General features: G+C 63.0%; 13 protein-coding genes. 8 read left to right on the top strand and 5 right to left on the bottom strand.

Going from position 1 to position 17,731, the window contains the following annotated elements:
* Positions 1–111: 111 nt before the first annotated feature.
* Positions 112–2,568: a penicillin-binding protein 1A gene (locus DES43_RS01340; protein ID WP_035023578.1), complete on the bottom strand. Its 2,457-nt coding sequence runs from the start codon at positions 2,566–2,568 to the stop codon at positions 112–114.
* A gap of 200 nt (positions 2,569–2,768) precedes the next feature.
* A complete protein-coding gene (locus DES43_RS01335; protein ID WP_245264642.1) occupies positions 2,769–3,926 on the bottom strand; it encodes an N-acetylmuramoyl-L-alanine amidase in 1,158 nt (385 codons plus the stop codon).
* A gap of 714 nt (positions 3,927–4,640) precedes the next feature.
* On the opposite strand from DES43_RS01335, the gene DES43_RS01330 reads away from it, so the two are divergent.
* On the top strand, positions 4,641–7,589 hold the full coding sequence (locus DES43_RS01330; RefSeq protein ID WP_035023580.1) for an Rne/Rng family ribonuclease: 2,949 nt from the start codon (positions 4,641–4,643) through the stop codon (positions 7,587–7,589).
* A gap of 279 nt (positions 7,590–7,868) precedes the next feature.
* Here DES43_RS01330 and DES43_RS01325 read toward each other — a convergent pair whose 3' ends face one another.
* A complete protein-coding gene (locus tag DES43_RS01325) occupies positions 7,869–8,795 on the bottom strand; it encodes a glutaminase (protein WP_035023582.1) in 927 nt (308 codons plus the stop codon).
* A 14-nt stretch (positions 8,796–8,809) separates the two neighbouring features.
* On the bottom strand, positions 8,810–9,958 hold the full coding sequence (locus tag DES43_RS01320; RefSeq protein ID WP_035023584.1) for a pyridoxal phosphate-dependent aminotransferase: 1,149 nt from the start codon (positions 9,956–9,958) through the stop codon (positions 8,810–8,812).
* 144 nt (positions 9,959–10,102) lie between these two features.
* Here DES43_RS01320 and DES43_RS01315 point away from each other — a divergent pair, with 144 nt between their 5' ends.
* The 7 genes from DES43_RS01315 (at position 10,103) to DES43_RS01285 (ending at position 16,887) form a co-directional block, all read left to right on the top strand.
* Positions 10,103–11,500 carry a M48 family metalloprotease gene (locus DES43_RS01315; RefSeq protein ID WP_084496391.1) on the top strand — a complete coding sequence of 466 codons (1,398 nt, stop codon included), beginning with the start codon at positions 10,103–10,105 and terminating at the stop codon, positions 11,498–11,500.
* Positions 11,501–11,542: 42 nt separating this feature from the next.
* Entirely contained in the window at positions 11,543–12,319 is a 777-nt protein-coding gene (locus tag DES43_RS01310) for a DsbA family protein (RefSeq protein WP_035023586.1), read from the top strand.
* Between the two features lie 142 nt (positions 12,320–12,461).
* Positions 12,462–12,896, top strand: a complete 435-nt coding sequence (gene aroQ / locus DES43_RS01305; RefSeq protein WP_035023588.1) for a type II 3-dehydroquinate dehydratase — start codon at positions 12,462–12,464, stop codon at positions 12,894–12,896.
* 25 nt (positions 12,897–12,921) lie between these two features.
* Positions 12,922–13,383, top strand: coding sequence for an acetyl-CoA carboxylase biotin carboxyl carrier protein (accB, locus tag DES43_RS01300; protein ID WP_035023590.1), 462 nt, complete (start codon positions 12,922–12,924; stop codon positions 13,381–13,383).
* 11 nt (positions 13,384–13,394) lie between these two features.
* The gene (gene accC / locus DES43_RS01295; RefSeq protein ID WP_035023592.1) at positions 13,395–14,738 is read left to right on the top strand and encodes an acetyl-CoA carboxylase biotin carboxylase subunit; all 1,344 of its coding nucleotides are present in this window, start codon (positions 13,395–13,397) and stop codon (positions 14,736–14,738) included.
* 102 nt (positions 14,739–14,840) lie between these two features.
* Positions 14,841–15,482 (top strand): leucyl/phenylalanyl-tRNA--protein transferase, encoded by a 642-nt coding sequence (gene aat, locus DES43_RS01290; protein WP_035023594.1) that lies wholly within the window; start codon positions 14,841–14,843, stop codon positions 15,480–15,482.
* Positions 15,483–15,534: 52 nt separating this feature from the next.
* Positions 15,535–16,887, top strand: a complete 1,353-nt coding sequence (locus DES43_RS01285) for a DNA polymerase IV (RefSeq protein WP_035023596.1) — start codon at positions 15,535–15,537, stop codon at positions 16,885–16,887.
* A gap of 6 nt (positions 16,888–16,893) precedes the next feature.
* Here the strand turns inward: DES43_RS01285 and DES43_RS01280 are convergent, their stop codons facing one another.
* Positions 16,894–17,691 (bottom strand): ion channel, encoded by a 798-nt coding sequence (locus DES43_RS01280; RefSeq protein WP_035023598.1) that lies wholly within the window; start codon positions 17,689–17,691, stop codon positions 16,894–16,896.
* Positions 17,692–17,731: the final 40 nt, after the last annotated feature.

Raw genomic sequence — 17,731 nt, 5'->3', positions numbered from 1 at the left:
TCAGGCCACAAGATGTTAAACGCTGTAGCCCACCCATCGCAGCTCCTGGCCGGGAGCCGCGATGGGGCTAATCTAGCAGGACTGAGACACATAAGGTGTTCAGTCTCGGTATCAGTAGAGACCGCCGCCACCGGACTGGATGGCCTGGTTTGCCTGAGGGGAAAGCGCCTCACCATAGCCGTTGGAACCATCCTCGCCCATGCCGATTACCCAGTAAGAATCGGCTGGGCCGGTGCCGGGCTTGAACGCTTCGACGATGGTTCCGGGCTGGCCCGGAGTCGCCTGCATGCCCGTCTTGCGATCGATCGACACAAGGTTCATGCCCTCGGGGACCTTGAAGTCGACATTGGGCGTGCCGTCCAGCGCCACACGCATGAAGTCCTTGAAGACGGGAGCTGCAAGACCGCCGCCGGTCGTGCCCCGTCCGAGGCTGCGCGGCTTGTCATAGCCGAGATAGACACCCACAACGAGGTTCGGCGTATAGCCGATGAACCAGGCGTCCTTCTCGTCGTTCGTGGTGCCGGTCTTGCCGGCGATATGGCGGCCAAGCTCGGCCACGGAGGTGGCCGTGCCGCGCTGCACCACGCCAACCATCATGGACGTGATCTGGTAGGCGGTCATCGGATCGAGAACCTGCTCGGCGTTGTCGACAAGCTCCGGCTCGGGCTGGTTCTGCCACTCGCTGGCATTGCAGCCTTCGCAGCCGCGGTCGTCATGCCTGAACACGGTCTTGCCGTATCGGTCCTGGATGCGGTCGATGAGCGAAGGCTTTATCGAGCGACCGCCATTGGCCATGATCGCATAGGCAGAAACCATGCGCATCACGGTCGTCTCGCCGGAGCCCAGCGACATCGGCAGATAGGGCGCAAGCTTGTCATAGACGCCGAAGCGCTCCGCATATTCGGCAACCAGCTTCATGCCCATGTCGTTGGCGAGGCGCACCGTCATCAGGTTGCGCGAACGCTCGATGCCCGAACGCAGGGTCGAGGGGCCGGCGGCGCGGCCATCGTAGTTCTTGGGCGTCCAGGTGGTATTGCCGCTCTGGATGGTGATCGGGCCGTCCATGATGACGGAAGCCGGCGTGTAGCCATTGTCGAGGGCGGCCGCGTAGACGATCGGCTTGAACGACGATCCGGGCTGGCGCATCGCCTGCGTGGCGCGGTTGAATTCGGACTGCGAATAGGAGAAGCCGCCCACCATGGCCAGAACGCGGCCGGTATGCGGGTCCATCGCGATCATGCCGCCGCTCACCTCCGGCAACTGGCGCAGCGCATAGGCGCTGTCGGAGCCTTCGCGCTTTTCCACGAAGATGACATCGCCGGGTTTCAGCACATCCGCCGGAGAATTTGCCTTGAGCGTCCTGCCGTCGACCACATGGCGCATCGCGAAGGACATGTCCTCCTTCGATACTGTGCCTTCGACCCGCTCCCTGACCAGTTCGCCGGAAACCTGCCGCGCCGGTTTCAGGCCGATGCGAAGGCCGGAAGCGCCGCTTTCCAGAACCACGGCGAGTGTCCATTCCGGCACATCGTCGAGGCTTTTGACTTCCCCAAGCGGCACGCCCCAGTCGCCGGACACATCGATGGTGGTCACCGGGCCGCGATAGCCGCGCAGGGTGTCGTATTTGATAAGGCCGGTCTGCATCGCCTTGCGGGCGACACGCTGCAATTCGGGATTCAGCGTCGTACGGACGGAAAGCCCCCCTTCATAGAGCGCGGTCTGGCCGTAGCGGGCGCTGATCTCGCGGCGCACCTCCTCGGTGAAATATTCGCCGGCGAAGAGATAGGTGCCGCCGCGGCGCGGCTTCACGCCAAGCCCCTCGGCCTTGGCCTTGTCCGCCTCCTCGCGCGAAATGTAATTGTTCTCGACCATCTGGTCGATCACCCAGTTGCGCCGCTCCAGTGCCCGTTCGGTGTGGCGGAACGGGTGGTAGTTGGACGGACCTTTGGGAAGCGCAGCCAGATAGGCGGCTTCGGAGGTGGTGAGTTCGTTGACGGATTTGTCGAAATAGGTAAGCGCCGCGCCAGCGATGCCGTAGGAGCCGAGCCCGAAAAAGATCTCGTTGAGATAAAGCTCGAGGATGCGATCCTTGGAATAGGCCTGTTCGATGCGGAACGACAGGATCATTTCCTTGATCTTGCGTTCATAGGTCTGGTCCGAGGTCAGCAGGAAGTTCTTCGCCACCTGCTGCGTGATCGTCGAGGCGCCAACCTGACGGCGCCCCGAGCCCATGTTCTGGAAATTGGTGATGACGGCGCGGGCCAGGCCCGTCGCGTCGATGCCGGGGTGATTGTAGAAATTCTTGTCCTCTGCCGAGAGGAAGGCCGCCTTGACGCGATCCGGAACGGCTTGGATCGGCAGATAGAGCCGCCGCTCATGCGCATATTCGGCCATCAGCGAACCGTCCGAGGCGTGGATTCGCGTCGTCACCGGCGGTTCGTATTTTGCCAGAACCTCATAGTCGGGCAGGTCCTTGGAAAGGCTACCGATATAGATCGCCACCGCACCCGCGACGAGCAGGGCCAGCGCGGTGCCGATGCCGAAAAAGTAGCCGATAAGCCGAATCATGCCCGCTCCAGTAGAAACTCCGCCACCTCCCCGAAGGGCGCGGCTACGCGCGCAAGACTCCCGGGAAGGTCCAAGATCGGGAACCAATGTCGCCCTGATGTGGGTAAATTACGGCAACGGGCAAAGTCGATTCTCGATTGCGGCAACAATATCGCACTGTGTTGTGCGCTTGCAACGCCACCTTGCAGTCAAAGGTTGCATCAACCACCCGCCGCAGCCTTTGCGGAAGCAAAAGCGGATATGGCGTTTATGATGCTGGATGCTGCCTTGTCGCGCCACTCCGGATTGAGGAGCTGCGCCTCGTCTTCCGGGTTGGACAGATAGCCAAGCTCGACCAGAACGGAGGGCACATCGGGCGCGCGCAGCACCTTGAAGCCGGCGAACCGGTGGGGATTGTTGATGAGGCCGACGGTGGTGGACAATTCCCCCACCAGCGTGTTGGCGAAGCTCATCGAGAACGAATGCGTCTCCCGGCGGATGAGATCGAACAGGATATCGGCCACTTCGGGGCTGTCCACCTTCACCTCGATGCCGCCGAGCTGGTCCGAAAGGTTCTCGCGCTCGGCAAGCGCCTGGGCCTCGGCATCCGATGCCTTGTCCGACACGGTGTAGACGGTCGCACCGCGAATGCCCTTCAGCCGGATCGTATCGGCATGGATCGAGATGAACAGGTCGGCCTCGTTCTGGCGCGCGATGCGCACGCGCTCGTCCAGCCGCAGGAAGGCGTCGCTGTCACGCGTCAGGATCACGTCATACTTGCGGATGGCGTCGAGTTTCGTCTTGAGCTCGCGTGCGAAGGCCAGCGTGATCTCCTTTTCCTGCGTTCCGCTCACGCCCTCCGCGCCGCCGTCGATGCCACCGTGGCCAGGGTCGAGCACCACGGTGAAGCGCCGCAGCGGGTGTTTGCTCTTGCGGTCGCCCTTGTCGCCCGCGACCGTCGCAGCCGTGGTCATGGCCTGCTCGGCAAGGGCTTCCTCGAACTGCCGGTCGGATGCAGCGGAAATCTCGATCGCAATACGCTGGCCGGGGCCATCCTCGTTCCTGAGTACATCGAGCCTGTCAACGAGAAAAGGCCCCTTGCCGGTAATCACCAGTCGGGAATTGCCGTCTCCGCTCTTTCCATAGCGTACGCCTGCGACCAGTCCCCGCGCCCTGAGGTCGGCGGCAGACAGGCGCATCTCAGTGGAAGGCAGATCGATGACCAGCCTGTGGGGCGAGCGCAGCAGGAACCATCTCGGCTCCGGCTCCCCGTCGAAATTCAGCACGATGCGCATTTTTGTGGCATCGCCCGCCATCTTGTATTCGGTGGCGGTCAAGGCTTCGCCAGCCGGTGCGGGAGCCGCCGCGAGGAATTGCATCCCGACCAGCAGGACCATCAGGGCAAGGACGCCGCCCAGCCGGCGGCAAAGGCCCGCCGCCTTGCTCTGCCGTGCATCCGCACCCATATGATGTCGCGTGGCTTCCATTGCGGCGGCTTGCCTGTCATTGATCGTGGCGCCGATACGACGCAATTCGATTAACAGTTCGTAGCCAGAGAAGGTTAACCAAGCCTTTTCAGAAGCCGTTTTACGCTACGTAAGGCCCATTTGCCGGCATCCGAAAACGGGGTTGCCTTCCACCTCGCCAAATCTTAAAAGCAGCGGTGGACTACCGCAATCTCGCAACCGTCCCTTGCGGCTCGCAGCCACTCCATAGTGGCCGGAGCCTTCAAGCGGGGTCGATACGGTTCGCGGCTGGTCACAAAAAGTTTTCGCAGGCATGGACCCGTGGCGGGGAGTGGTCTGCGTTCAGGAAAACGGCTGGGATGTGCCCGGCCGGCTCTGGTCAAGAGCAAACAAGCTGGTCCGGTTTCCGGGCTTTGGTTCAAGAGGTCCACTGGCTGACTATGCCTTCAAGCGCCATAATGGAAAGGTCCGCATCACACCGCGCCACAACGGCAGCGGGCGGCTCCGCCATCGCGCTTCGGCTGCGGCGCAGGGACATACAATTATCCGGCACCCTCACCCATTTTAACCGGCAGCGGGCATGGCCCGGTTGGCCGGCGCTGGCGGCTGCCGGGAGGACACGCAGTAATGCCCAACAACAAGATGCTTATAGATGCCTCCCACCCGGAGGAAACACGTGTTGTCGTCGTTCGCGGTAACCGCATCGAAGAATTCGATTTCGAATCCCAGGACAAGAAGCAGCTCAAAGGAAACATCTATCTCGCCCGTGTGACGCGGGTGGAGCCCTCGCTTCAGGCCGCTTTCGTCGAATATGGCGGAAACCGTCACGGCTTCCTCGCCTTTTCCGAAATCCATCCCGATTACTACCAGATTCCGGTTGCCGACCGGCAGGCGCTTCTTGCGGCCGAGGCCGCGGAAGCACAGGCAGACAGCGAGGATGAGAATGGCGGCGACGAGCGAAAGGAGCGTGATCGCTCCCGCCGCAACCGCCGGCGCGGCAGCAAGGCGCGCGACAGCGAAGAAGATGCGAATCGCGTCGAAGCAACGGCGGATGAGGCCGTCAGCGGCGATGAAGCCGGCTCGGAAGAGGAACCGGCCACCGGCGACGTGGTTTCCGATGACACAGAGGTGATGGCGCAGGCCGATGTGGCCTCCGACGCAACGGCTGAAGAGGACGGTGAGGCAGAAACTGGTTCCTCCGACGACGCCAGGCCGGCCTCCATGGCTGCGATGGTCGAAACCGATGTGGTTTCCGAGGCGGTTGCCGGCGAAACGGTGGAATCTTCGGAAAACGAACAGGAAAATACCGACCGCGGCACGGTCGAGGAAGTCGCTTCTTCCAACGGCGACGACCATGAGGTCGAATCGGTCGGGGCGGAAGATGCTCTGGAAGAAGCCCGCAGCCGCCGCAAGCCGCTGCGCCGCCAATACAAGATTCAGGAAGTCATCAAGCGGCGCCAGATCCTGCTCGTGCAGGTGGTCAAGGAAGAGCGTGGCAACAAGGGCGCGGCCCTCACCACCTATCTGTCGCTTGCCGGCCGCTATTCCGTGCTGATGCCCAACACGGCCCGCGGCGGAGGCATTTCGCGCAAGATCACCAACGCGCAGGACCGCAAGCGCCTGAAAGAGGTCATGGCCGACCTCGAGGTGCCGGAAGGCATGGGCGTCATCCTGCGCACGGCCGGTGAAAGCCGCACCAAGGCCGAAATCAAGCGCGACTATGAATATCTGATGCGTTTGTGGGAGAATGTCCGCAATCTGACGCTCCAGTCCACGGCCCCTGCCCTCGTCTACGAGGAAGGATCCCTCATCAAGCGTTCGGTGCGCGATCTCTACAACAAGGACATCGGCGAGGTGCTGGTCGCCGGCGAGGAAGGCTATCGCGAGGCGAAAGACTTCATGCGCATGCTGATGCCCAGCCACGCCAAGGTCGTGCAGCCTTACCGCGACACCACGCCGATCTTTGTACGTTCCGGCATCGAAGGCCAGCTCGACCGCATGGTGCAGCCGCAAGTGACGCTCAAGAGCGGCGGCTACCTCATCATCAACCAGACCGAAGCGCTGGTCTCCATCGACGTCAACTCGGGTCGTTCCACCAAGGAGCACTCCATCGAGGAAACGGCCCTGCACACCAATCTGGAAGCGGCCGAGGAGGTTGCCCGCCAGTTGCGCCTGCGCGACCTTGCCGGGCTGATTGTCATCGACTTCATCGACATGGAGGAGAGCCGCAACAACCGCGCCGTCGAGAAGCGGCTCAAGGAGTGCCTCAAGAACGACCGTGCCCGCATTCAGGTCGGCCGCATCTCGCATTTCGGCCTGCTCGAGATGTCGCGCCAGCGCATCCGCGCCAGCGTTCTGGAATCGACCATGAAGCCCTGCCCGCACTGCGGCGGCACCGGGCATGTGCGTTCGGATTCTTCGGTCGCCCTGATGGTCGTTCGCGCCATCGAGGAATTCCTGCTCAAGGATTCGCGTCATCACATCACGGTGCGAACCCCGGCTGCCACGGCCCTTTATGTGCTCAATCACAAGCGCAGCACGCTGATCGAGCTCGAAAAGCGGTTCGGCGTGACGATCACCGTCGAAGCTGACGAGAGCACCGCATCGCAGCACTATGTCATCTCGCGCGGCGCGATCGCCGACAAGCCGGAAGGCTTCGTTGAGATCCGCACGCAGACCGGCTTTACCGACGACGACGAGCCCGAGGACGACATCGTCATCGAAGACGAGGAAGAGGCGGAAGAGATCAGCGCCGAACAGGGTGAGGACGGCCACGGCGAAAGCCAGCGCGATCGCAAGCGCCGCCGCCGCCGCCGCCGTCGCGGCGGCCGGGACCGCGATCAAGCCGAGCAGGCACTGGATGCCGGCTCCGACCCGGCATCGGATGCGGATGACGAGACGGTCGAACAGGCCGGCGACGAGACCGATGCCACCGAAAGCGAAACCATATCCGTGAAGGCGGAAGACGACAGCCAGCCGAAGAAACGCCGGCGGGGCAAGCGCGGCGGCCGCCGCAACCGCGCCGACGATGAGGAAAATATCCCGGCCGCAGAAGCGGAGGCCGAAGAGGCCGGCGAAGGCGATGCGGCGATACAAGAGCCTGCCGCCGCGACTCAGCCCGAGGCCGGAATTTCCGAAACGGAATCCCCAGTGGCCGAGGTGGCCCTGGAGATCGCGGCCGAGGTGACGGCAGAGCCCGACAAGGTAGAAGCGCCCAAGGAAGAGGCGCCCGCCGAAAAGCCGAAGCGTGCCCGCCGCCCCCGGAAGGCCAAGGTCGAGGAGGTTTCGGCGGAAGCGGCCGACACAGAGGCTCCTCCCCAGCCGGAACCGGCTCCCGAAGCAGAGGCTGCTCCGGTTATCGAGGTTCAGGTTGCGCCTGAGGCACCTGTCGTCAATGGCTCGGCCGAGGAAGCGCCTGCCCAAAAGCCGAAGCGCACGCGCCGCAAGGCCGTAGCTGCCGACGCGCCCGCCGAACCGGTGGTGTCATCCGCAGTCGCAGAGACCGACGCTGCCGCTGCCCCCGCAGAAGAAAAGCCGAAGCGCGGCGGCTGGTGGCAACGCAAGGGCTTTTTCTGAAGCATTTTGCAGTCAGCTGGAATCACCTGACGTCGCACGAATGCGGCGAAAACAATCGGATGGAACGGCAGCCCGGATCTGTCCGGGCATCCGCCGCTCCAAGCATGTCGCCCGAAAAGCGGGAACCGGTTTCGGGCCAACGACATGCAAAAAAAGAACCTGAAGCGTGAAGGAGCGAATCTGAAAGATCGCGACACGCTTCAGGATTTCGCCTTCCAGTTGTGGATCAGAGGCCCGGCTTCCAGACAGCCGGGCCTTTTTCGTGCAATCCCGCAGCAATCAGGCGCCGAAGACCGACCAGTTCATGGCACGCGCCAGGTTTTCCAGCGCCAGCGTTCCCAGTTGCGAATTGCCATGCGCATTGAGGCCGGGCGACCAGACGGCAACCGAACCCACACCGGGCACCGCGCCCAGAATGCCGCCGCCCACGCCGCTTTTGGCCGGAATGCCGACGCGGAAGGCAAAGTCGCCCGAACCGTCATAGTGGCCGCAGGTCAGCATCAGGGCGCTGATGCGCCTTGCCCGTTCTGCCGATACGACCGTGTGGCCGCCGGCACTGCGCCCCCGGTCCGCCAGAAACCGCCCGGCCAACGCAAGCTGGCGGCAATTCATGGCGATGGCGCAATGGTGGAAATAGACGCCCAGCGCGAGTTCGGGCGAATGGTCGAGATTGCCAAACGACTTCATGTAGTTGGCAAGCGCCGAATTGCGGAATCCCGTGGCGCGCTCGGATGCCGCCACCTGATGATCGATCACGATGCTGTCGTCATCGGCAAGGAACCGCATGAAGCGCAGGATTTCACCGATGGCCTCGCGCGGCTGGTGTCCGGCCAGCAGAATATCGGCCACCACGATAGCGCCCGGATTGATGAAGGGATTGCGGGGCACCCCGCCTTCATGCTCAAGCTGCACGATCGAGTTGAAAGGATTGCCGGACGGTTCGCGCCCCACCCTGCGCCACAGGGCATCCCCCACCTTGCCGAGCGCAAGCGTAAGCGTGAAAACCTTGGAAACGCTCTGGATCGAAAAACTTTCCTCCGCATCTCCGGCCGTCAGCACCCGGCCGTCAACGAGAGCGACCGCGATCCCGAATCTGGCGGGATCTACCCTGGCCAGTTGCGGAATGTAGCTTGCCACCGCGCCCCGATCCCTGCGCTCCGACATTTCCGCAGCGATCTCGTCCAGAACGCCCTGCAAATCAGCCACGCCCTGCCCCCCGTTTATTTCAGCCAGCGTTCCAGACGCGCCAGCGCCTCGGCGATGTCGCTGTTGCTGCCGGCATAGGAGAACCGGATGAAGCGGTGCCCCTGCACCGGGTCGAAATCCCTGCCCGGCGTAGCGGCGACATGCGCCTCAGCCAACATGCGGCCGGCAAACTCCATGCTGTCGTTGGTGTGGCGGCTGACATCGCAGAAGGCGTAGAACGCCCCGTCCATGGGGGCGCCCAGCGGAAAGCCGAGTTCCGGCAAGCGCTGCATGAGGAGTTCGCGGTTCTGCGCATAACGCGCCTTGACGGCCTCCAGTTCAACGGTAGCGGAAAAAGCCTCCATGGCGGCGATCTGTGACAGTTCGGGAGCGGAAATGTAGAGGCTTTGCGCGATGCGCTCGACCGGGCGGACCAGTTCCTGCGGCAACACCATCCAGCCGATGCGCCACCCTGTCATGCAATAATACTTGGAAAAGGAGTTGATGACCGTGACCTCGTCGCCATAGGCGAGCGCCGTCGTATCCGGCGCACCGTAGGCAAGCCGGTGATAGATCTCGTCGGAAATCACCGTAATGCCGAGCTCGCGCGCGGCTGAAACGAGTTCTGCGAGCTCGCGCGCGGGAATGACCGCGCCGGTCGGGTTCGCGGGGCTGGCGAACAGCACGCCCTTCAACGGCTTTCTCGCATGTGCCGCACGAAGATGGCCGGCATCCAGATAGGGCGCTCCGTCCAGTTCGATCTCCAGCACATCAATCCCGAGCGCGGCCATGATGTTTCGATAAGCCGGATAGCCGGGAGCGGCGATGGCCACACGGTCGCCGGCGTCGAACATGGCAAGGAAGGCGAGGTTGAAGGCGGCCGAAGACCCGGTCGTCACGGCGATGCGCGCGGGCGAGACTTCTACGCCGTAGTGCTCGGCATAATGGCGCGCGATGGCCTCGCGCAGGCTCATGAGGCCGAGCGCATCCGTATAGCCGATGCGTCCCCGTTCCAGCGCCTCGGCAGCTGCACGGCGCACCGCGGCGGGAGCCGGATCGGACGGCTGCCCGACCGCCATCGAAATGACGTCGATGCCCTGCGCGATCAGCCGGTTCGCCCCGGCAAGAACGTCCATCGCGTGGAACGGCTCCACCTGCCCGCGACGTGACGACGACACACTCATCTGTAGCAATCCTCATTCCATAATGGCGCGCGGGAAGCGGCCCGGCGCCGCACAATTGCCCTATTGCTGTGGGGATCACAAGTTCATGAACTTTACGCCAGCGCCTTTTCATCGCACGAAGGCTCAGCTACGAGTGGAACGGAAATGACGAACCTGCCCGTAAAAGTCCGGTCCGTGAGCCGGGTTGGCAAGGCGCTTGCCACCCTGTCGCTTGGCGTCGCCATGCTGACCTCCGCCTGCGTGCAGGGTTTTGCGCAAGGCGTGCCGGTCGTGCGCGATGCCGAGATCGAGGCGCTGGTCCGCGATTATTCGCGTCCGATCTTCAATGCTGCCGGCCTCTCCAAGGCCGGTATCCAGATCGTTCTGGTCAACGACAGGAGTTTCAACGCCTTTGTGGCCGGCCGGCGCATGTTCATCAACACCGGTGCGCTCATGCAGGCCGACACGCCCAACGAGATCATCGGCGTCATCGCCCATGAAGCGGGGCATCTTGCGGGCGGTCACCAGCAGAGGCTGCGCGATCAGCTCGAACGCGCCAAGACCATGGCCATCATCGCCGGCCTGCTCGGCGCCGGCGCCATCGTGGCCGGCGGGGCCTCGGACAATCGCGGGCTTGCCGGAGCGGGCATCGGCCTTGCCACCGGCGGCAGCGAGGTGGCGCGCCGCAGCCTGTTGTCCTACCAGCGCGGCGAGGAAATGGCGGCTGACCGCTCCGCGATCACATATCTCGACAAGACCGGCCAGTCCGGCAAGGGCATGCTCACCACCTTCCAGCGCTTCCAGAGCGCGCTGTCGCTGTCCGGGGCAAGGGTCGATCCCTACCGCGTCAGCCATCCCATGCCGCAGGACCGTATTTCAAACCTGCAAACGCTGATCCAGAAGAGCCCGAACTACAACAAGGCCGACTCGCCTGCCCTTCAGCAGCGACACGACATGGCACGCTTCAAGATCGCAGCCTACACGCAGGGGCAGGCGGCGGCCTCGCGCATGATCGCCAAAAACCCCGGAACGCTCGCCGCAAAATATGGCGATGCACAGGTCACCTATCTCTATGGCAACCTGCGCTCGGCCCAGAGCAAGACGGATGCGCTCATCGCAGCCCAGCCGGGCAATCCGTACTTCCATGAACTGCGCGGCGATATCCTCATGAAGGCAGGCAGGCCAAAGGAAGCAGCGGCAGCCTACGGCAAGGCCATCCAGCTCGATCCGGCCAAATCCGGCCTGCTGCCGGTGATGCAGGGGCAGGCCCTGCTGGCCATCGGCACACCGGATGCGGTGAAGCAGGCCGTTGCGCAGATCAACAAGGGTCTCGAACGCGATCGCGAAAACATTTCCGCCTACCGCCATCTGGCGCAGGCGCAGGGCATGCTCGGCAATGTGGCCGAAGCCGAACTGGCGACCGCCGAAGGCCATTATTACTCCGGCGCATATAAGGATGCCGCGATATTCGCCGCCCGCGCCCAGACCCGCCTGAAACCCAACTCGCCCGCGTGGATGCGCGCGCAGGACATCATCAACCAGGGCAAGTCAGCCCGCAGGTAACGCTATTTCGCGCCACGCCGCGAACCAGAAAGGACTATCATCATGAAAAGAACGGTTCTGCTTGGCGCTCCGGCATTGGGGCTGGCGCTGCTTGCAGGCGGTTACATCGCAGGCAGCCACAACGTTGAAATGACGACCCGGGCGCATGCCGAAACGCTGGACCGCGCCGCTGTCGAGACCATCGTGCGCGAATATCTTCTTGCCAACCCGGAAGTGCTGCTGGAAGCGCAGGATGCGCTGGAAGCAAAACAGCAGGAGCAGCAGCGCCTCGCCAGCCTCGACACCATCAAGCAGAACAAGGAAGCGATCTTCAATTCGAGCTTCGACGGGGTTGTCGGCAATCCCGACGGCAAGATCACCATCGTTGAATTCTACGACTACAATTGCGGCTACTGCAAACGCGCCATGGACGACATGGACGCGCTGACCAAAGCCGATCCGGAGTTGCGCTTCGTGCTCAAGGAATTCCCCATTCTCAGCGCAGACTCCCAGAAAGCCAGCATCGTCTCCATGGCCTTCCATCTCATGCAGCCGGAAAAGTACGGCGAATTCCACCGCGCGCTGATGGGCGCGGAAGGCCGTGCCACCGAGGAAGAGGCGATCAGGATCGCGGTCTCGCTCGGCGCCGACGAGGCGGAACTGCGCGAGAAGATGAAGGACCCCTCCATTCCGCAGGCACTTTCCGCCACCTACGAGCTCGCCACCAAGCTTTCCGTCACCGGCACGCCATCCTACGTGGTGGGTGAGGAAGTGGTGTTCGGCGCGCTCGGCAAGGAAGTGCTGGCCGAGAAGATCGCGGCGGCGCGGAAAGCCCTCTGACATAGAATCGGCTTGATTGCCGGGAGGAAGCCTGCTGTGGACAGGCAAAGAAGCGGCTTGCGCTCTTTTCGCACCGGGTTAAGCGCATTATAGAAGGTCCGGCGCGGGTGATCGGTTTCCGCCACAGGACAAGGTCGGCATATTGAAAACTGTTTTCGTTCTGAACGGTCCCAATCTCAACATGCTCGGCAAGCGGGAGCCGTCCATCTATGGGACGCAGACGCTTGACGGCATTGCCGGTCTTTGCCGCGAATCCGGCCGCTCTCTCGGAGTGGAGGTGGATTTCCGCCAGACCAACCATGAGGGCGTTCTGGTCGACTGGATCCATGAGGCCGCCGACAGGGCCGCCGGCATCGTCATCAATGCCGCCGCCTACACCCACACCTCGATTGCCCTTCTCGATGCCGTCAAGGCGGTTCAGCCCTTGCCGGTCGTGGAAGTGCATCTTTCCAACATACATGCCCGCGAACCGTTCCGGCACGTCTCGATGATCGCGCCAAACGCCGTGGGAATGATCTGCGGCTTCGGCCCGCTCGGCTATACGCTGGCGTTGCAGGCGCTCGCTGCGCGACTGTAACCGGCAACAACAAGAAGGCTCGACCATGACAAGCAAGAAAACCGGTGTTGACCAGCAACTGATCCGCGATCTGGCGGGGATCCTGAACGACACCAACCTGACCGAGATCGAGGTCGAGAACGAGGATTTCAAGGTGCGCATTTCGCGCCAGCAGCAGACGGTCCACGCGGTCGCCCCTGCCTATGCGCCGGCGCCCGCAGCGGCGCCGGCTCCGGCCTCGGCCCCTGCAGCGCCTGCCGCGCCCGATCTTTCCAAGAACGCCGTGCCTTCCCCGATGGTCGGCACCGCCTATCTCGCCCCCGCACCGGGCGCCAAGGCATTCATCGAAGTCGGCCAGAAGGTGAGCGAAGGCCAGACACTGCTCATCATCGAAGCCATGAAGACCATGAACCAGATTCCCGCGCCGCGCGCCGGGACTGTCACGGCCATCATCGTTGAAGACGCTCAGCCGGTCGAATTCGGCCAGCCGCTCGTCGTGATCGAATAGGCTGGGGCGGCATGTTCCAGAAGATTCTCATTGCCAATCGCGGCGAGATCGCGCTTCGGGTGCTGCGGGCCTGCAAGGAGCTCGGCATCCAGACCGTCGTCGTCCATTCGACCGCCGATTCCGACGCCATGCATGTACGGCTGGCCGACGAGGCCGTGTGCATCGGCCCGCCGCCGTCGCGCGACAGCTATCTCAACATCCACCAGATCGTCGCCGCCTGTGAGATCACAGGCGCCGATGCCGTGCATCCGGGCTATGGCTTCCTGTCGGAAAATGCGAAGTTTGCCGACATTCTGGCGGCCCACAACATCACCTTCATCGGCCCCTCCGGCGACCATATCCGTATCATGGGCGACAAGATCGAGGCCAAGCGCACCGCCAAGCGCCTCGGCATTCCGGTCGTTCCGGGTTCGGAAGGCGCGGTGAGCGAGGAGCGCGAGGCCAAGCGCATCGCCGCCGAGATCGGCTACCCCGTCATCATCAAGGCGTCCGCCGGCGGCGGTGGCCGCGGCATGAAGGTGGCGCGCTCCGAAGCCGATCTGGAAGTGGCGCTTGCCACGGCGCGTTCGGAAGCCGGCGCGGCCTTCGGCGACGATTCCGTCTATATCGAGAAGTTTCTGGAAAAGCCGCGCCACATCGAATTGCAGGTGTTTGGCGACGGTGCTGGCAAGGGCGTGCATTTCGGCGAGCGCGACTGCTCGCTGCAGCGCCGCCACCAGAAGGTGTGGGAAGAGGCCCTGTCCCCGGCACTCAACGAGGCACAGCGCGAGCGCATCGGAACCATCTGCGCCAACGCGGTCGCCGAACTCGGCTATTCGGGAGCCGGCACCATCGAGTTCCTCTATGAGAACGGCGAGTTCTATTTCATCGAGATGAACACCCGTCTGCAGGTGGAGCATCCGGTGACGGAAGCCATCACCGGCATCGACCTCGTTCACGAGCAGATCCGCGTCGCCTCCGGCGGCGGACTTTCGGTGACGCAGAACGATATCCGCTTCCAGGGTCACGCCATCGAATGCCGCATCAACGCCGAGGACCCGCGCACCTTCGTGCCGTCGCCCGGTACCATAACGCATTTCCACACGCCCGGCGGGCTGGGCATCCGCGTCGATTCCGGCGTCTATTCCGGCTATCGCATCCCGCCCTACTATGACAGCCTGATCGGCAAGCTGATCGTGCACGGACGCAACCGTGTGGAATGCATGATGCGCCTTCGCCGGGCACTGGACGAGTTCGTCGTGGACGGCATCAACACCACGCTGCCGCTTTTCCGCGACCTTGTCGGCAATCACGACATTGCGGACGGCAACTATGACATCCACTGGCTGGAAAAGCATCTGGCCAAGGGCGAGTAGGTTGCTGGCGGAGCCTGTCACGGCCCGCGCTCTCACCCCCCTTCTGTCGGGGGGTGAGCGACTACGGAAGGACCGCCTGAATATTGAGCGGATCCTGTCGTCATGATCCGTCCTTTCGCCCCCGGTTTCCGCATCCCCACCGATCTGTTGCTGAAGGCCTATGCCTCCGGCGTGTTTCCAATGGCGGAAAGCGAATCGGACCCGGAAGTCTTCTGGGTAAGGCCGGAAATTCGGGGCATCATTCCGCTCGACGCCTTCCACATCCCCAGAAGTCTCGCCAAAACACTGCGCCACAATCCGTTCGAGATACGGTTCGACACCGATTTCGAAGGGGTTATCGATGCATGTGCCGAAAAGCGGGACGAGCGCCCTTCGACATGGATCAACGGGCCGATCCGGGAAGCCTATATACAGCTTCATTACATGGGGCATTGCCATTCGGTCGAAGCGTGGCGTGAGGGCCGTCTGGCCGGCGGCCTCTATGGAGTTTCGCTGGGCCGCGTCTTCTTCGGGGAGAGCATGTTCTCACGGGAAACCGATGCCTCCAAGGTCTGCCTTGTGGCGCTGGTCGAACGCCTTCGAAAGCAGGGCTACAAGCTGCTCGACACCCAGTTCACCACCGAGCACCTCAAGCGCTTCGGCGCCATCGACGTGCCGCGCGCCGAATATGAGCAGATACTGGCAGAAGCCCTCGTCGGCACCGCCATTTTCACGCCGGCAGCCGGCCACGATAGCCGTCGTTGAAGCCAGCTTCGCGGTGGCGTAGGATGGTGGAGGTTCCTTATATGTTCGACCGATGCACACAGCCGTCAATGATCCCGAACACGGCTTCTGCCGCGACTGCCTGACGCCGCAGCCCAATGCGGCGCCGCGCTGCGCGCGCTGCGGCAGCCCCAGGCTGGTGCGCCATCCCGAATTGTACAGGCTGCATCTGGCCCACATCGACTGTGACGCCTTCTATGCCGCAGTGGAAAAGCGCGACAATCCCGCACTGAAGGACAGGCCCGTCATCGTCGGTGGCGGCAAGCGCGGCGTCGTCTCGACAGCCTGCTACATCGCCCGCATCAACGGCGTGCGCTCGGCCATGCCGATGTTCAAGGCGCTGGAAGCCTGCCCCGAGGCGGTCGTCATCAAGCCGGACATGGAGAAATATGCGCGGGTCGGTCGTGAGGTCCGGGCCATGATGCAGGATCTGACGCCGCTGGTGGAGCCGATCTCCATCGACGAGGCATTCCTCGATCTGGCAGGGACAGAGCGGCTGCACGGCATGCCGCCTGCAATCGTTCTCGCACGCTTTGAGAAGCGGCTGGAAAGGGAGATCGGCATTACCGCTTCGGTCGGCCTCTCCTACTGCAAGTTCCTGGCCAAGGTGGCCTCCGATTTCCGCAAGCCCCGTGGCTTTTCCGTCATCGGGGAAGCCGAGGCGCACGACTTCCTCGCCATGCAGCCCGTCACGCTGATCTGGGGTGTCGGCAAGGCCTTCGCCGCCACGCTGGAACGCGACGGCATCCGCACCATCGGCCAGTTGCAGAAGATGGAACAGGCCGAACTGATGCGGCGCTATGGCAGTATGGGAAATCGCCTCTACCATCTCTCGCGCGGTCGGGACGAACGTGTCGTCAGCGCCGACCGCGACACCAAGAGCGTGTCCGCCGAAACGACCTTCGATCAGGATTTCGGGAAGATGGACGATCTGGTTCCGGTGCTGCGCGCGCTTTCGGAGAAGGTATCGGCACGGCTCAAGAAGGCCGGGCTTGCCGGACGCACGGTGGTGTTGAAGCTCAAATCCAACGATTTCAGGATACGCACGCGCAACCGCCAGCTCGAAGACCCGACCCGGCTCGCCGACCGCATTTTCTCCACCGGGCTCGAATTGCTGCGCAGGGAAATCGACGGCACGAAATACCGCCTGCTCGGCATCGGCGTGTCGGACCTCTGCGACGCGGGAAAGGCCGATCCGCCCGATCTGGTCGACACCCGATCGCACAAGCGGGCGCTGGCCGAAGGCGCGATAGACGCATTGCGCGACAAGTTCGGCCGCGGTGCGGTCGAAACCGGTTACACCTTCGGCAGGGGTCATCGCGGCAAGCCCGCCCGCCCCGGCGAAGACGACGAGCCGGATGTCCGCCACCCGTGGGAGCGGATCTAGACCCGCTCAGTCGTTGTCGTCGGGAATATTGAGGATATGGCCGCACGCCTTGCAATGAACGGCATCCGGCTCATGCCGCTGCAAACCGCAGCGCGGACATGGGAAAAAGACCTTGTTGGGCCTGAACAGCGCCCTTGCCAGCCGCACGAACAGCGTGATGCCGATGATCATGGTGACGATGGCTGTCAGCTTTCCGGCAACGCCAGGCAGCACGATGTCGCCGAAGCCGGTCGTGGTGACCGTCGCCACGGTCACATACATGGCGTCGACATAGCCCTCGAAGCCCGAACCGTTGCGGAAGAAGAAAGTGTAGACGAAGCCCGTGACAACGAACAGGAACGTCACCAGATTGACCACGGCATGGCTGGCCTCGCGCCATGGCCGCAGCCGCTTCATCTCGAAATGCCGCCACAATGTGCCGCTGCGCGACAGCGACCACAGCCGCAATATGCGCAGGAAGGCCAGATTGGCGAGCGCCTGCGGAAACAGCAGTGTCAGCAGGATGAACATGTCGATCCATGAGGTCGGCTGGCGGATCAGGCGCATCATATCCGTGGAAGCGAGCAGCCTGCCCGCCATGTCGGCAGCAACGAGGGTAGCGACCAGATAGTCGATCCAAAGGAAAGTCGGCGTTTCCTGCAACACCGGCGTCAGGATGAAGAAGACGATGATCGCCAGATCGATCAGGATCGTCGCAATCTGGAAGCGGAATGCTGCGGGTGAATTGCCGTGATAAAGCTTCCGCAGCCGGTCCCTGAGGGCCGCGATCCCGCTAAGCTGCTTTTCTTCGGCATCCTTGCTCATCGCCAAGCGATAGCGTGGAGCGGGCGAACCGTCCAGTGAA

The sequence above is a fragment of the Aquamicrobium defluvii genome (assembly GCF_004363725.1).
Lineage (GTDB): Bacteria > Pseudomonadota > Alphaproteobacteria > Rhizobiales > Rhizobiaceae > Mesorhizobium > Mesorhizobium defluvii.
Note: the sequence above shows the minus strand (reverse complement) of the source record. Positions and strands in the feature narration are given on the sequence as shown.

Excerpts from the sequence above, each read along its gene's own strand:
- DES43_RS01315 (WP_084496391.1), top strand. The coding sequence starts at position 10,103 with ATGACGAACCTGCCCGTAAAAGTCCGGTCCGTGAGCCGGGTTGGCAAG.
- DES43_RS01330 (WP_035023580.1), top strand. The coding sequence starts at position 4,641 with ATGCCCAACAACAAGATGCTTATAGATGCCTCCCACCCGGAGGAAACA.
- DES43_RS01335 (WP_245264642.1), bottom strand. The coding sequence starts at position 3,926 with ATGCAATTCCTCGCGGCGGCTCCCGCACCGGCTGGCGAAGCCTTGACC.
- DES43_RS01340 (WP_035023578.1), bottom strand. The coding sequence starts at position 2,568 with ATGATTCGGCTTATCGGCTACTTTTTCGGCATCGGCACCGCGCTGGCC.
- DES43_RS01320 (WP_035023584.1), bottom strand. The coding sequence starts at position 9,958 with ATGAGTGTGTCGTCGTCACGTCGCGGGCAGGTGGAGCCGTTCCACGCG.
- DES43_RS01285 (WP_035023596.1), top strand. The coding sequence starts at position 15,535 with ATGCACACAGCCGTCAATGATCCCGAACACGGCTTCTGCCGCGACTGC.
- DES43_RS01280 (WP_035023598.1), bottom strand. The coding sequence starts at position 17,691 with ATGAGCAAGGATGCCGAAGAAAAGCAGCTTAGCGGGATCGCGGCCCTC.
- accC (WP_035023592.1), top strand. The coding sequence starts at position 13,395 with ATGTTCCAGAAGATTCTCATTGCCAATCGCGGCGAGATCGCGCTTCGG.
- accB (WP_035023590.1), top strand. The coding sequence starts at position 12,922 with ATGACAAGCAAGAAAACCGGTGTTGACCAGCAACTGATCCGCGATCTG.
- aat (WP_035023594.1), top strand. The coding sequence starts at position 14,841 with ATGATCCGTCCTTTCGCCCCCGGTTTCCGCATCCCCACCGATCTGTTG.
- DES43_RS01310 (WP_035023586.1), top strand. The coding sequence starts at position 11,543 with ATGAAAAGAACGGTTCTGCTTGGCGCTCCGGCATTGGGGCTGGCGCTG.